Below are 15248 nucleotides of genomic sequence, written 5' to 3'. Positions count from 1 at the left end.
CCTAATTGGCGGCATTCTAACTTTTTATTTCACATCGAACCTGAAGATTTCTATTGTTGCTTCAGTCATAATATTTATTCTCGTTATTTTAAGGAATCCAAAACGGAGGTATATGAAAGTCTTTTGGGTTATCCTGTCAATGCTTACCATTTTAAACAAGTTTTTCTTTCAGGTAATTGGAAACATTTCCGGAATTGATTTTAAGGTAGGGAGCTCTGAAGTCGGGGATGCTGTGAGCATTTTCTTAGTTGCCTTGGCCGGATTGGCTTTGGTGTTGGATTATTTTGAACGGAATGGTAAACTGAGCGGTACGTTTCTGGAAGTGAATAAAAATGTGAACCGAAAAGTATCCGGAACTAATATCCATATTAATCAACAGATCAATAAAGAAAAATCCCCATCCAAAGATGATCAATAAGAGAATTAATAAGGTAGAAGCCAAGGGCGAAAACATCTTTGTATTCCAATACATTGACAGTGCTGGTAATAAGACTGAGGAAAAAAGATCCCTTGAAGAGTTTTTAAAGCCCTTTATCGGACCAAATGAAGAAAGGATCAAGGAGCTTAAGGTTCATTTGGCTGACAAAACTGAGCTGCTTGGATACAAAGATTCGGAAGTAATTAAATTATCGGAGGAAATTCAAACCTTAAAAGGTAAGAATGAGGAACTGGAAAAACAAATAAGCCAATTCCTTGGAGGCATGGAAGGGAAGGAATTGAGTCAAACTTCCAATTTATACCAGGCCGCCTTTGAACTTTTCACGGAAGGTGAAATAGATCAGGCAATTTTGATATTGGATGATGCTAAAATGGAGGAAGAGGAAAATCAGGCACTGGATGAAATGAAGCAAAGAGCAGAAACACGTCTGTTAAAAGCCAAAATGCTTAAATTAAAAAACCTTCATAAAGAGGCATCTGTCAATTATGAAAAAGCGGTCGAGTTATTTCAAAGTTGGGGCAATTGCCTGGAAGCGGCAGACTATTTCAAATTTGTCGATAGGTTTGACAAAGCAGAAAAATATTACAATTATTGCATAGATAAAGCTGGAAACGAGGAAGAAAAGGCAACAACCCTGAATAATTTGGCTAATTTGCATAGAGCAAAAAATGAGTATAAAAAAGCAGAAGCAAATTATTTGGAAGCTTTAGAGATAAGAAGAAAACAGGTAAAGGTTAATTCTTCTAAAACATTTTTGTCCAATCTTGCTGATACGTTAAATAATTTTGGGATTTTGCAAAATGCAAAAAATGAGTACAAAAAAGCCGGGGCAAGCTATATGGAGGCCCTAGAGGTTAGAAGAAAATTGGCAGCTATCGATCCTGAAAAATATTTACCAGATGTAGGGATGATACTGAATAATATTGGGCTTTTAAAGAACACCAAAAGAGAATATAAAAAAGCGGAAGAAAGCTTTCATGAAGCTTTAGAAATATACCGAAAATTGGCAGTGATTAATCGACAAACTTATTTGCCTAATGTTGCAGTAACCCTTAATAATTTGGGAATTTTACAGTTTAATAAAAAAGAAAGTAAAAAAGCGGAATCGAGCTACATGGAAGCCTTAGATATATTTCGCAACTTGGCAAAAGGGAATCCGCAAACTTATTTGTCAAAAGTAGGGAGGACATTAAATAACTTAGGTTTTTTGATAAGTTCTACCAAGGAGAATAGTGAAGCGGAATCGAGCTACATGGAAGCCTTAGATATATTTCGGAACTTGGCTGAGGTTAACCCACAAGCTTATTTACCTTGTGTTGCTGACACATTGAATAATTTGGCCAATTTGCATAGGGTGCTAGGAGGATATAAAAAAGCAGAGGCAACCTACATGGAAGCCTTGGAAATAAGAACGAATTATGCAGAACTAGTTCCTAAAGCTTTTAAGATTGAGTTGGCAGATACGTTTTTATGCTTGAGTATTTTGTACCGTTATAATTTGGAAAATAGAATTTTGTGTGTAAAATATGCTAAAAAGGCTGCTATTATTTATTCCACGTATTCGGTTCCACATGCAGTTCAATGGGGAAAAGTGGCTCAGGAAAATATTGATTTTTGGAAAGATAAAAAAATAATTAATTGAAATAATCCCCATCCAAAAATGATCAATAAGAGAATTAATAAGGTTGAAGCCAAGGGCGATAACATTTTTATTTTCCAATACATTGACAGTGCTGGCAATAAGACTGAGGAAAAAAGATCCCTCGAAGAGTTTTTAAAGCCCTTTATCGGACCAAATGAAGAAAGGATCAAGGAGCTTAAGGTTCATTTGGCTGACAAAACTGAGCTGCTTGGATACAAAGATTCGGTAGTAATTAAATTATCGGACGAAATTCAAACCTTAAAAGACAAGAATGAGCAACTCAACCAACAAATAAGCCAATTTCTTGAAGGTATGGAAGGGAAGGATTTAAGCCAAACTTCCAATCTATATCAAACAGCATTTGAACTCTTTACAGAAAGTAATATCGATGAAGCAATTGAAATTCTGGATGATGCAAAAATGGAGGAAGAGGAAAATCGGGCGCTGGATGAAATGATGCAAAGAGCAGAAACACGACTGTTAAAAGCTAAAATGCTTAAGATTAAAAATCGACATAATGAGGCCGCTGTCAATTATGAAAAAGCGGTCGAGTTATTTCAAAGCTGGGTCAATTGCCTGGAAGCGGCAAACTATTTTGCATTTATCAACGACTTTAATAAGGCAGAAAAATATTATAGTTTTTGTATCCAAAATACTGAAAGCGAGGAGGAAAGAGCCACCACACTGAATAATTTGGCGGTTTTACAGAGTGATAAAAATGAGTATAAAAAAGCCGAGGCAAGCTATCTGGAAGCTTTAGAGATAAGAAGAAAACTGGCTGAGGTGAATCCTCAAACCTATTTGCCCGACGTAGGGATGACGCTGAATAATTTGGCGGTTTTACAGAGGGCTAAAAATGAGTATAAAAAAGCCGAGGCAAGCTATCTGGAAGCTTTAGAGATATATCGAAAACTGGCAGAGGTGAATCCTCAAACCTATTTGCCTTATGTGGCCACAACGCTGAATAATTTGGCTAATTTACAGAGTGATAAAAATGAGTATAAAAAAGCGGAGGCAAGCTATCTGGAAGCCTTAGAGATAAGAAGAAAACTGGCAGAGTTGAATCCTCAAACCTATTTGCCGGATGTAGGGGCGACGCTGAATAATTTGGCTAATTTACAGAGTGATAAAAATGAGTATAAAAAAGCCGAGGAAAGCTATCTGGAAGCTTTGAAAATCAGGCTTAAATTTGCTGAATTACTACCAGAAGCTTTTGAAATCCCACTGGCAGATACGTTTTTATGTTTAAGTAATTTGTATCGGCATAATTTGAAAGATAAAAACCGATCTCTGGATTATGCAAAAAAGGCTGTTTCCCTTTATGGTAAATACCCTATTCCTCATGCAGAAAAATGGGAAAAAATAGCTCAGGAAAATATTGATTATTGGAATGAGGGCAATTGGGTTTCCAAGGGAAAAGGAGGATTTTTTTCAAATCTGTTAAAAAGAATTTTTAAATAGACAGTATCCTCCGTGATCATCTCGTTCCACTCCCTCCATTCAAAATATCCGTAAAATGCTCTACCCAGGATAAATTGTTATCGATAGCATTCTGCGTTCTGGTGGAAATGTAACCGTCTTTTTTAGCTTGCACTCTCGCCTTTTGCTGATGCCTTCCAAGGTCTTTTTTGTACTGTTTTAGTCTGCGTTTTGCTTCGCGCATTTCGATCGTTTCGTGTGCGCCATTTCGTTTGTTTTTCGTGTGATTTTCGTCTGCTATAAAGGGCTGACGAAATGAAGCACTAATTTTTGCCTTTTCCGGCTGACGAAAAAAAGTACGATCACCTTCTTCTGCAGATGAATTGGAAACTACTTTTAAAGGCACTATTTTTTGCGAAGCCTTATAGTCCGTAATTTCCTCCGCTTCTTTGGGTGGCTCCACCAGATCAGGAAGATTGTTATACCACTCACGGACCCTGTTAACAGAATGCCGCTGTATGAATACAAAAGGATAGGACAGTATTTCCATTAACCAGTCAAACTGAAAGTCCAGTTCGCTGATAATCGGCTGAGGATCTATATCATTCCGGAAATGTATTATTTCCTTAAGGGAAGCGAGGACCAAAACAATGAAAATGGCCACCCCCGCTATCTTCTCAAATTCTTTCTTCAAAAAATCATTCGCCTGAGCCTTTTCCTGGTTGGTTTTTTCCTTAAGGGATTGGGCATTATTTCTGTCGTTTTTCTTATCACTTCCCAGGGCTGTAATTTGGGAATCCCTGGTTTCCTGCAAAAGGGCTATTTTTCCCTGTTTTTCCTTAAGGAAATGGTCGGCCTCCGTAAGCTTGTCCTTTTCCAGGCTGGTTATCTTGTCTTTTTGTTCTTTGATCTTCTTATCGGTCCAGCTGGTGTTGTTTGTCACTCTGTTTTTCTCATAACCTTTGATCTTTTCTCTTAAGGGAATGAACTGGTTTTCATACCGCTGATTGAGCAGTGTTATTTGCTCGTTGTATAACTTTTCGACTTCGGCCTTATCTTCGTTGAAAGTGGTTTGTATTTCCTTCTTTTCCAACTTGTATTCAGCATTGATTTTGCTTAAGTCAATTTCCTCTATCTCCTTACCCATTTCGTTACTCATGGAACCGGCAGAAAACTGGCTCATGTTGTAGGAGTATTTTGTCAAGAAAATGATCAGTCCCAGGGCAAACAGGTTTAAAACGATGTCGGTCCCCTGGAACTTTTTCTTCAACATCGAGCGCACAAAATAGGCCACCAGGACAGCATTCAAAACATCCGGGGAAAGGGAAAAGAGCAGGTAAGAAAAAGTGTAACCTGGAAGCGTTATCCATAACGAATATTGGCCCAGGTAATCGCTAATGTGAGAGCGGACCCCTGCAAAAACTGTTAAGGAAGAAATCAGGATAAAAGCCGGGAGGGCTATTTTGATTATTTTGTAGAGTGGTGCGTCGTGTGAAAATACTTCTCCCAGTGTTGGCAAGTTTAGTCTGATTTTCATGATTTGTAATTGTTTCGTTTATAATTATCCTTTTCCGGTTGCCCGGTGCTGTTTTACTTTTTATTTCCTTTGGTTGGAGTTTCCCCGGCCTTATAGAATTGGCGTTAAGAAAATTCAATCTGGGTGTGCTTCTTCAGTCATACTTAAAAGAGCTTGTTTTTACTCCTGGCTTTAGTCTTTTATGTAGTTTTATTGGGGATCTTTTGTTTGGCACCTTCATTTTTTGCAATCGCCAAAAAAACGAAGCAAAAAAGGCTTGGAAATGCAAGGCGGCGAGGATGATTTTGACACTTTCGGAAAATTAAGTTTATAGTCTTCGCCTGGCCTTTTCGCTGGATATAAGCCTATTTCCCCGATAAGTGGCTGTTTTGTTTTAATGCCTGAGAATTGGAATAACCTACTCATTTGTGGTTCGGCATCATTCTTTGTTTTGCCACTTATCGAAGCCATTGACGCCTTATATCTCTTTGGGCCGCTGTGCATTTCCGGTTTCATAAATTCATGTGTTTTTTTAATTCTGTTCTTCAACTTTTATGGGTAATATTCTTTAAGTAAGTTTATCTCTATTTTATCTCTATTGGCCTCAACCCCGGATTAATCGTAGCAAAAAGCAATGCCTGGTACTGATCAGGAATCAAATCGATCAATTCCTTTTCAAACAGACAGGTATATTCATATTTTGAAAGTTTCAACCGGGTCATTTCAGCATTAAGCCGGCTTCCAATTTCCTTAAGCATCATACTCCTCAATTCATCCGTATCGTCAAGGATGGATAATCGGAATTGGATGGCAATCTGTAGAACCCGCTTAACTTGTGCGGTCATTTTCAGGCTGACGCTTCCTCCTTTCAAAGTCCTTATCCCGCTTGAATTCTTTGCCAACCTTTCTCCATTTTAAATTCCTCCAGTAAAATTGTATTTCGATAGATCGCTGCCCATTCGTATTTTCCGGACCATTTTGAAGAATGCAGGACCTTCTTTAAGCGACCCATATTTTCAAAATTGAAGTAGAAGATCTTGGTCGGGTTGTTGATCCATCGGATGCCGAGTTTGAAAGGTCTGGGGCGGTCTGGTTTGTTCATAGGAATGATTTTGTTCAAGTTGTTCAATGAGTTTCAGATTGTTCCAGTTTGTTCCACATGGTCCCGGCACTGCGTGCAGGAGGATCTCCATTCGGTCGATTTCAAATGGTTTCAGGAGTTGTTTTTTGAAGCCCGGCGATCTGTTCATTAAACAATCGGACCAATTCCTGGCTTCGTTTGCCTAATCGCTGGGTAATGATGCGGTAAGCTTCTGATGGGCTCATTTTGGCACCATCTTCAAGGGAGCGCATGTAAAAATTGACTGCCTTGGTGACCGTTGTCTTAAGGGTAATCTCGTGGCGGACGGCCTTGTGTTTTTTGTACCAGGCTTTGGTTTGGGAGAATCCCTTTTCGTTCCGAATATCGAAGTAGGCGGAAGGGATGGGGGTGGTCCATCGGGTGTCGCCTTTCTTTTCTTTGCGCTGGATCCAGACTTTAACCAGGATGATCCTGCCGGTGATCTCGTCGGCTCCTGCAGTGTAGCGGTTGGGATCCGAATAAGCGAAATATTCCGCCAGGCGGGCCTTTCCTTTTTCCTTTTCCTCGTCGGTGAGCCATCGGCCATCGTACAAATTGATCAGGGCAATGCTGAACAACCGATCAACATGGCGCTGAATTTTTTCCCGGATGGGCTTTGGCCGGTGTGCAACGGCTTCAGCCACGGTGTCCGGGGCTACTTTTGGGGGGTGCGCCGCAACTCGGGGGGCCGTTTCCTGCCGGGTTTTGCATGGTTCGTAACCTGAATCTGGTTCGGGTGTAGCCTGAACAGGTTCAAATTGTTGATTTTCAACCGTTTTGGGCAATTCTCCTTTGCCAATCAACAGTTTATCCACATCCTTTTTACCTTCAATTGACTGATTTTCAGGCTTTTGTTGAAAAACAACGCCTTCTAATTTATTTAATTTAATAGTATCCTGAACTGTTCTGGTTACCGTATGCGGTAAATTTTTCCTTTTGGGGTCAAAAAAAGAGTCCGAGGCAGCGTGGGCTTCTGAAAAATAGAGCACCCGGTTTTCGCTGTCGCCCTGCTTTGAGATATGCAGGATCGCAGGGCTCAACGTCAGCTCGTAGCTTGAATTGGAGCCGTGGAAGACTGTTTTAAGGATGATCCTGGCCGTTTCGAGCCTTTTGCGGAGGTTTCTGACGGTTTTCTCACAAGTACCAAGCTTGCGGGCCAGTTGATTGTTGTTCGTGCGTAGGGTAGGGAGGGAGGCGCCCTCCCGGACGCCATCCCCGAATGCCTGGGCCTTCCTTATTTCTTTTGAAAAATAATAGACCAGGATGCCGGTCAGGGTTTTGTGCTGTCCCCTGAGCCGGTCGCCCAGAGGCTTGTCCTGGTTGTATCGATCAAAAAAGCCGTCCGCCAGGGCCTTCGACTGTCCAAGCCTGACGGTATAAACCGCCTGTGTCCCTAAAATCCCCATGTTTGTAATTTTTGGCGGGCACCTTTCGATACCCGCCGTTTCAATTAAAATTAAGATGAAAGCAAGTGCATTTGCACGGTTCGGTGAAGCAGGGGAATCGAACACCCTGAAAACCATTACTTCACAAATATTCCCCTTGGGGAACTTTGGGGGCCGGGAAGGAGGCCGGCCAAAGAGGATATGGCCAACCTCCTGTAATCCCAAAAAACCAAATGAAAACAAACTCTTTCGGGCAGCCAGCTACCCAACAAAACATATTATAATCCCTTGATTACTGATCCTGGTACCTTGCTTTTAGTGCGTTGGAATGGCATCTATGATTTCCAATGGATCGGCTTTAGTGTAGTCGGCAGGCCCGCAGGTGAACACGGAGCCCCAGGAATGATTGACTCCCATAAAACTGCCGGAACTGTAACGAGAAACCGGCAGTTGAGGATCCCGGTGATCTGCCCGGCACCATGCCTGGCATTCCGCCGTCATGATCGTTTGATTGTGCGTCGGAAATGCATCGTCCTTAAAATTCCGGTAGGCAAATTCCATGGTAAGCCCCAGGGACCGGGCAACAACTCCAAATTCTTCCACGTAATCCCTGAGGATCTGCTTTGCCTTTTTCGTGATCTTCGTCGGGGTGTACCTTAAGGGAATCCCGGTATGAATACATTTTGCGTTTGTGACAGCTACTGTTTCCATAATCAAAATTTTGCAGGTACTGCGATGCGACCGGCCCTGATCAGGTCGGCCACTTCTTTGACCTGTTGTGCGTCATAGGTGAAAGGCTTAAGGCTGCCGAATTTGGTGAGCAAATTATTGTCTCTCAAATACTGCAGCCGGCGCCGGCTGTTTTTTGTTGTATGGAACCCAAGAACATTTAGGGCCTCGTCGGGCGTGTACCATTCTTTGGCATTCATTTCAATGCGGTCCAGCATGGCCTCCATAACCTGGACTAGCTTTTCATTCTGGCTGATCAGTTGCTGCATTTGCTCGTATGTAATGGTTTGCCCGATCATCTTATGCCGCTTCTTGAATCAGTCCTAAAGTATAACCCGCTTCCCTGGCGATGGCATCCAGTTCAGGACCGTTGAAACGGCTGTACCCGAGTTTGAATTCGAAAACCAGGACATACGCATCGGTTCCGGTGAGCTCAGCAATTTTGCGGATGTGATCCAGTTCGAAGCGCCCGGGATCCTTTAACATCATGGTCAAAAGATTGGGGGTTACCTGCAATGTTTTGGGCAAAGTATCAAACTGATACTTCGTCAAATTGTTCGCCAAAAATTTCTTTATCTCTTTCATAATCATATATTTGTAAGGTGTAAAAACAGTCAAATTAAAACTTGCAGGATAATGAAAATCTTTAAACCACACCCACCCTTATCAAAAAGGCAAACTGGCCTTTACCATTTCCAAAAGTTTGTAGTATCTTTGAAACAAACACAGTGTTTTTGTTTCGCAGGCAGCCTCTTGCGATTAACTTAAACACTTGATTTTGTTTTGGTTAACTATATGTTTGTGTTCAATGCAAATATATACAAACTACAGTTTAAAAATCAAACTATAGTTTAATTATTTTAAACTATAGTATATAATTTTATACTAATAATATATTAATGTCTATAAGTCAAAGAATTGCGAAACTGTTTGAAAAAGAGAAATCAGCGACGGATTTCGCAAATAAAATTGGAATATCAGCTGCAGGATTAGCTGCCTTAATAAAAAAGGATTCAAATGTAAAATCATCCACCCTGGTAGCCATTCTAAAACTCTACGACAATCCGAAGCTAAATCCCATGTGGTTATTGCTTGGAGAGGGTAAAATGTGGCTGGAGCCCGGGGAGGAGGAGAGTATGGGGATGGTGGATATCACGAAGGAGAAGGATGAAGAAATCTATGAGCGAATGAATAAACTCCTGGAGCAGCGGGTATTGACATTGGAGCGGGAGATCCGGAAAAATAATCCGGATTTGGCTGATGAGTTGGGGATAGAGTAGGGGGGATAAAAATCGGTTAATATTCGTTTATACCAAAGTTCACGGCAAGCAAAACAAAATTGATAAAAAAACAATATGGGATATAGAGTAACATCAGCTTTTTCTGTTAGCCCAAATGACAAGCATAAATACTTTTTATACTATATTCCAACAAGTAAGTTTGGGTATAACTGGATAAATGATTGGTTGGAAGCCAATTTTTATAAAATTGCAGAAAATTTAGGTCCTATTGGTGTTATCATAGGCCCATTGCCAAGAAAAGAAGAATATTATTTAGACTCATTTAAAAATAGTAGATATACTTTTTCGGATAGTTATCTATTTGAAGAACAAGGAGTCTCAAAGGTTAGCTATGGGAACGAAATAGCTAAAGTATTCGATCCAAATTTTAATAATTCACACGAAAAAAGAAGCCCAAATGAAACAAGTGGAATTGACTATTTTTTGCATAATGGATTTCCGCTAATCATCTTCACCAGAATTCCAATAGTGGAAAATATTGAACACGTAGATGGTTTAATTTTAAATTTAGCAGCATGTAAAAATGATAAAAATTTAGATCAATTAATGGATATTCTTATCAAGACGATAAAACAGGATGATTTAAATTATCTTATTGAACTTAAGGAAATATTGACACCCAAAGAAGATAAAGGACTTCTTGGACATTCCTTATGGGCTAAATCACTCGAACTAAACGAACTAAGTGAAAATATTCTTCCTTTAAGCTTAGGAATTGTAAATTCAGTTGCCCGGCTATCTCAAAGAAGAATTTTAGATAGGACAAATTTTATTGAAAAATTAAATAATATGACTTCTCAGTTGAGAAATTATATTGCACAAAATAAAACAATGAATGCAATTGAATGGTTAAGTGAAGTCTTGGAGGAACATAATCTCAAGGAAGAATTAAACGAAGTAATAATATATGCATCTTCAATTAATAGGATTAAATCTGAGTTTAGTCAAAATTTGATAACTAGTGAAGCCTATCAAATGGAGATAGCAAAAGTCAATTTTGGAGTATTAGGTTTAATTAACAAAATGATAACTTAGAAGCCAACCATAAACAAAGCATACAACGATCATGCCCAGCAAAAGCTGGTCACGCTGTGTATGCGATACCGTTGGGAGGAATTAAATACAGAATAAATGAAATTAGGATTTGACTATATCGATAAATCAGTAGTTCACAAACGGAGTGAAGTTGAGGAGCTTGTAAATATTTTTCTTGAAGATTTTGATATTCAAGAAAAAGAGCACATAATAATTCATACTGACAACAAAACCTTGGCCTTTTACATAGAGTGCCATATAAAAGCAAAAGATATTTGTAAGAAAGGTACTATTGACGTTCCATTAGACCCTGAAAATCAGTCGGATTACCGAGCAAATAGAGAAGTAGTAGAAAATAACCCTGCTTATTTAAAAATGGTGAATGATGCTGAGGAAAAAAGGATTTTTAGCAATATCGTTGCAGAGTTCAATCCTGATTTTGAGCCTGATAAGCCATTAAAAATTATTGGTGGTCAGCATCGCTTTTTAGCCATTCAAAAAGCTTTGAAAAAAGGAGTTAATGAATATCATGGGTTCAAACTCTACTTTGATTTAAGTACGGAACAAAGACTTGATGTTCAGTTAATTTCAAACACCAATATTGCTGTTTCTAACGACCTTTTAGATCGTATGTTTGAAACAGTAAAAGGGCCTGAATTACGGGACTGGTGTCAGAAATGTGGAATACTTGATGAAGGTCAAGACTTTGCTGATAAAAAACAAAGAGGAAGCCAAATTTCGGTAAGAGGTGCTCGAACTTTGATTGTTAATTACATTAATGGAAAACAGATTAAAGACATTGATTTTAATGTTATAAGAACTACTCCTTCGATTACAGGTACTGGGGGGGTAGATGAAGAATGGGAAACAATTCGACAAACACCAAATCTTTGGGCTGACAAAAAGATGATTTCAATGGGTAAAGCATATGCTGACCTCCTGAAAACACAAAAATACTATTTTACGGATAAAGAGAACTTTGAATTTTCTGAAAAGGCTCTTAGTTATGCTGTATTAGCATCTTGGTCATTTGTAGCTGGCGTATTACACAAAAACAAAGAACGACTAACAAGGCATTATGATTTATCAAAGCGAACCTCTGGTGACCCATTAAATTCCGCTATTCTCGCTAAAGGCAGGCATAAAACAGATCCAGAAAATTATCGAGGATTAGGAACAAGAACTGATGTAAAAGACAGGGGACGACTTGCTGAATTATTTTTCCTTCAAGCGGAAAAAGGAACTGGAATAAATAAAAGATTGGTGGACTTAGCAGTTGAAAAGTATCATGCGAAAGAGGCCAACCTGCGTGTTCAAGAAATGGAAAAGAAATTATAATGGCTGCATTTGATGACTTTTCGGCTCTTCTATTGGAAGAAGCCAAACGTTTTTTTGAAAAAATACAGGAGACTAAAGACAAAGATGCCCAGACAGCATATAAGCATTCAGCTGTTTTAATTGGAACATCTGCTTTGGAAGCGTATATAAATGGGATTTCTCAAGAATTAATAAACTTTCCAAAAACTCCTATTCATGAGAAATCTCTTTTAGGGGAAAAGGAAATAGAATTAAAGAATGGAGAGTTTATACTTACTGAAAGGTTAAAAATCCAACGGCTAACAGATCGAATTCAATATTTATATTACAAATACAATAAAGCTCATTTAAATGGAGATAGTGAAGCTTGGTGGGGACCTTTGAAACAATCTTTAAAAGTTAGAAATGGACTTGTTCATCCTAAAGAGGAGATTACAATTACTCAAGAAGAGGTTAAAATACTATTAGAGAGTGTAATTGGATGCCTACTGAGCCTTTCGAAAATTATTTACAAAAAGGAGTTCCCGTTTCGAAATATGGACCTTCAATCCAAATTAAGCTTTTAAGCCCCCCGATAGTTTAAGGCTCTGTCTTAAACTTGATATGCTCGAATCAAACTTGATTTAGCCTCTTTATGAATTATTAAGCTCGGCCTTTGAATAAATTGGCAGCTTAGATTTATTTTAAATTGTTTTATTATTTATTTTATTTAAACTTTTTGTTTTACTTTTACTCTTCATCCTATTGCTAACCGATGAACGGCATCCTATGAGTAAAACAAAAGAGAAGGCGATTTCTCAAACCAAATCTATTCGCGTACAACAAAAAAAGGCCAAAGGCGAAAAACGAATGAATTTAATTTTAGCCCTGATCAATGCCTTGAAAAAACTGGTTTAGAAAAAGCTCCCCTGAATATCCTGGGGAGTTTTTTTGAGTTTTAAGCCTTTTTTTATTTCTAACTTTTTTCCAACTTTTATTTTATTATTTCATAATCAATTGATTTAAAACATATTCTGGCACAAATATCAACCCCAGCGGGATCACCAAAAGCTTCGCTTCGGCGAGGCTTTTTTTGTTTAAAAAAGTCCCTTCTCAAGTACTCATTTTTGTCAGGTACACCTCTTTTATTTTATTGTACTTCCCATATTCCATCAGACAAACACTTTTAATCCAGATTGGTAAATAATATTGAAAGCTGATTTTTCCAACCCCAAAACCAAACATCAGTAACGAAGCTATTTTCCACGCAGAGGAATTACTATTCTAAACTAATAGCCAATTTTCGGATATCTTCCGGGTCCCAGGGGTTCACGACAGCGAGTTTCATGCTGGAAAAAAGACCTTTCACTACGAAAGACACTGTGCCGTCTTTGAAGCTGTTGTTCTCTACCAATTCATTCAGCCCGCTGGAAGGGGCCAACAGGGCGCCGGGCTCGTCCAACTCGAGGCGGAAGGTGTCATCCCAGAAATTGGCGCCATTGCCTTTTCGGGCAGAACAGCGGATGGTGAAAGACACCTGTTGAACATCACCGCCCAGGTTTTTCAGCTCGCCATTCAGGAGACGGTAGTTTATCTCCATGCCGGTAGAGAACAGGAAGGTTACTGCGTCGCCTTCCGGAAAATGAAGGGGGCGAACCATTGAGGCTTTTTCTATAGGCAATGATACCCCTGCCGGAGGAGACTCTGTTCCTTTTTCCGGTGTAAAAAGGTTCAGTTTGGAATAACCGACGATCAGCCCGATCAGCACAATAGTGCCGATTAGCAGCCATAGAGGCCATCGGGTTTTACCGTTCTTTTGCGTCAATGGTTTACCCGGGGCACCACCGTCTTCTCCTTCTTGCAGATCATCAATGAGCGAAAGAAGTGCGGACAGGATCCGGTTCCTGACCAGGCTCGCTTCCTCTGCAGACAAAATGCCCTTCAGCTTGTTTTGCTGCAATTCTGTAAATTGGTTGTACTGCATTAAAAGGGTATTATACCAGGCTGTTGCCTTTTGGCTTTTGCCATAGTCTAGCATGGCATCGAAGGCCTGTTCCAGTTCCCCACGGCCTACCAGTTTCTTTAGGTGTTGCTTGTCCATAATGCTTTCATCCTGGGACTTTCCCTCCAGGAAATGATATGCAATATCCGCAATTTCTGCTTATGATATAGCTACAGGTTGTTAAATTTATTCTATTGCCCGCACTGAGATGACACCTTTTACTAGCCTCGCAGGCTTTGCACGAAGATGTCACCTCAGGTACCCTGTTTTAAATAATGCGCACTGAGATGACACCTTTAGCTACTATCTCACAAGCCATATACGAGGATGTCACCTCACTACCTGTTTTTTAAATATTGAGCATCAAGGCTTAACATTTCGTGGGGACACCTCTCAGGATCACGGCGTAAAATTTTATAAGTCTTTGTGTTTGTATGTTGGCTGTTTATTTTAATTTATGTAATTTTTTAAAATATTTATTGGTTTAATTGTTTAATCACATTATTTCTTAATTTTTATTAATCATTTTGCAACATTTTTTAAAAAGAGCAGTAAAAGATAAACATAAGAAACAGCAAAAACGGCCTGAGCTGATTAAGAAAAGTACTTTATCGGCCCTCGATTCCTCACAATTGCTCAATTTTTAATTAATTTAAATTTTCTTGTATGAAAAAAATTCTGTGTCTTTGGACAGCTATGGTTTTGGCAATTTTTGTCATGGCTCAGCAAGATCCAATGGTATTTTCCGCTGCGGGCAGCACAGCGAAAGGTCCCGGCATTACGCTGGACTGGACGCTGGGCGAAATGGCGGTAAGCACGCTTGCCACCTCAGATGGCCTGTTGACCCAAGGCTTTCATCAACCGATGCTGTTGGTGGAAGAAACCTTTGAAACGCCCGCAAAAATAATGGCCGACGGCCTGCAATTCAGTGTAGCACCAAACCCGGTGAGTTCGACATTGTCGATCCGGATCGGTGCTGAATGGCAAGGTGAAGGCGCAATAGAACTGTGGGATTTTCAGGGCAATCGCCTGGAAACGGCTAAAGTCAACTTGCCGGGAGAACAGCTGGAATGGGACCTGAGCAGATATCCGGCAGCCCTCTACAGCCTGATGCTTCGGGATGAAAATGGCGTACTCCTGCGCACTTTTAAAATCAGTAAAATAAACTAACTCACAAATCAAAAATTAATAACAATGAAAAGAGGACTATTATTTTTAGTGCTGCTTTTAGGCATATCGCTCAGCCTTGTGGCTCAAAGTGTGCCACAGGGCATGAATTACCAGGCGGTCGCCCGCAATACTGAGGGCAAGGTATTGGCTGGTGAGCCGATCCAATTAAAAGTGAGCCTGTTGGGAGAAGGCCC

At 39.8% G+C, this 15248-nt stretch carries 16 protein-coding genes; 8 read left to right on the top strand and 8 right to left on the bottom strand.

All coding sequences use genetic code 11. From position 1 onward, the window contains the following. Window positions 1–112 precede the first annotated feature (112 nt). Genes H6571_03945 through H6571_03935 form a run of 3 tightly spaced genes read left to right on the top strand, consistent with a single transcriptional unit; the run spans window position 113 to window position 3542 of the window. Window positions 113–418 carry a hypothetical protein gene (locus H6571_03945; protein MCB9322874.1) on the top strand — a complete coding sequence of 102 codons (306 nt, stop codon included), beginning with the start codon at window positions 113–115 and terminating at the stop codon, window positions 416–418. Next, window positions 408–2081: a tetratricopeptide repeat protein gene (locus H6571_03940; protein ID MCB9322873.1), complete on the top strand. Its 1674-nt coding sequence runs from the start codon at window positions 408–410 to the stop codon at window positions 2079–2081. Before H6571_03945 ends, H6571_03940 begins: the two co-directional genes overlap by 11 nt. 18 nt (window positions 2082–2099) lie before the next feature. Beyond that, window positions 2100–3542, top strand: a complete 1443-nt coding sequence (locus H6571_03935) for a tetratricopeptide repeat protein (protein ID MCB9322872.1) — start codon at window positions 2100–2102, stop codon at window positions 3540–3542. Window positions 3543–3558: 16 nt separating this feature from the next. On the opposite strand, the gene H6571_03930 is transcribed toward H6571_03935, so the two are convergent. From H6571_03930 to H6571_03900, 7 genes are all read right to left on the bottom strand, one after another. Then, the gene (locus H6571_03930; protein MCB9322871.1) at window positions 3559–5037 is read right to left on the bottom strand and encodes a hypothetical protein; all 1479 of its coding nucleotides are present in this window, start codon (window positions 5035–5037) and stop codon (window positions 3559–3561) included. A 563-nt stretch (window positions 5038–5600) separates the two neighbouring features. Next, complete coding sequence (locus tag H6571_03925) at window positions 5601–5918, bottom strand: hypothetical protein (GenBank protein ID MCB9322870.1); 318 nt, start codon at window positions 5916–5918, stop codon at window positions 5601–5603. Continuing rightward, window positions 5894–6118 carry a hypothetical protein gene (locus H6571_03920; GenBank protein ID MCB9322869.1) on the bottom strand — a complete coding sequence of 75 codons (225 nt, stop codon included), beginning with the start codon at window positions 6116–6118 and terminating at the stop codon, window positions 5894–5896. The genes H6571_03925 and H6571_03920 overlap by 25 nt, the downstream gene beginning before the upstream one ends. 101 nt (window positions 6119–6219) lie before the next feature. Then, the gene (locus tag H6571_03915) at window positions 6220–7542 is read right to left on the bottom strand and encodes a hypothetical protein (protein MCB9322868.1); all 1323 of its coding nucleotides are present in this window, start codon (window positions 7540–7542) and stop codon (window positions 6220–6222) included. Between the two features lie 294 nt (window positions 7543–7836). Then, complete coding sequence (locus H6571_03910) at window positions 7837–8232, bottom strand: hypothetical protein (GenBank protein MCB9322867.1); 396 nt, start codon at window positions 8230–8232, stop codon at window positions 7837–7839. Between the two features lie 2 nt (window positions 8233–8234). Then, window positions 8235–8519 (bottom strand): hypothetical protein, encoded by a 285-nt coding sequence (locus H6571_03905; protein MCB9322866.1) that lies wholly within the window; start codon window positions 8517–8519, stop codon window positions 8235–8237. A gap of 31 nt (window positions 8520–8550) precedes the next feature. Then, window positions 8551–8835: a hypothetical protein gene (locus tag H6571_03900; GenBank protein ID MCB9322865.1), complete on the bottom strand. Its 285-nt coding sequence runs from the start codon at window positions 8833–8835 to the stop codon at window positions 8551–8553. Window positions 8836–9149: 314 nt separating this feature from the next. Between H6571_03900 and H6571_03895 the strand changes: the two genes are divergently transcribed. The 4 genes from H6571_03895 (at window position 9150) to H6571_03880 (ending at window position 12469) form a co-directional block, all read left to right on the top strand. Next, window positions 9150–9530 (top strand): hypothetical protein, encoded by a 381-nt coding sequence (locus H6571_03895; GenBank protein MCB9322864.1) that lies wholly within the window; start codon window positions 9150–9152, stop codon window positions 9528–9530. A gap of 75 nt (window positions 9531–9605) precedes the next feature. Beyond that, window positions 9606–10586: a hypothetical protein gene (locus tag H6571_03890; GenBank protein MCB9322863.1), complete on the top strand. Its 981-nt coding sequence runs from the start codon at window positions 9606–9608 to the stop codon at window positions 10584–10586. Between the two features lie 96 nt (window positions 10587–10682). After that, complete coding sequence (locus tag H6571_03885) at window positions 10683–11924, top strand: hypothetical protein (GenBank protein ID MCB9322862.1); 1242 nt, start codon at window positions 10683–10685, stop codon at window positions 11922–11924. Next, window positions 11924–12469, top strand: a complete 546-nt coding sequence (locus H6571_03880; protein MCB9322861.1) for a hypothetical protein — start codon at window positions 11924–11926, stop codon at window positions 12467–12469. Before H6571_03885 ends, H6571_03880 begins: the two co-directional genes overlap by 1 nt. Before the next feature lie 692 nt (window positions 12470–13161). Here H6571_03880 and H6571_03875 read toward each other — a convergent pair. Continuing rightward, the gene (locus H6571_03875) at window positions 13162–13983 is read right to left on the bottom strand and encodes a hypothetical protein (GenBank protein MCB9322860.1); all 822 of its coding nucleotides are present in this window, start codon (window positions 13981–13983) and stop codon (window positions 13162–13164) included. Between the two features lie 567 nt (window positions 13984–14550). On the opposite strand from H6571_03875, the gene H6571_03870 reads away from it, so the two are divergent. Next, the gene (locus H6571_03870; GenBank protein ID MCB9322859.1) at window positions 14551–15054 is read left to right on the top strand and encodes a hypothetical protein; all 504 of its coding nucleotides are present in this window, start codon (window positions 14551–14553) and stop codon (window positions 15052–15054) included. The last annotated feature ends 194 nt before the right edge of the window (window positions 15055–15248 follow it).

Source organism: Lewinellaceae bacterium, assembly GCA_020636105.1.
Classification (GTDB): Bacteria; Bacteroidota; Bacteroidia; order Chitinophagales; family Saprospiraceae; genus BCD1.
This window is presented reverse-complemented; position numbering and strand designations above follow the sequence as displayed.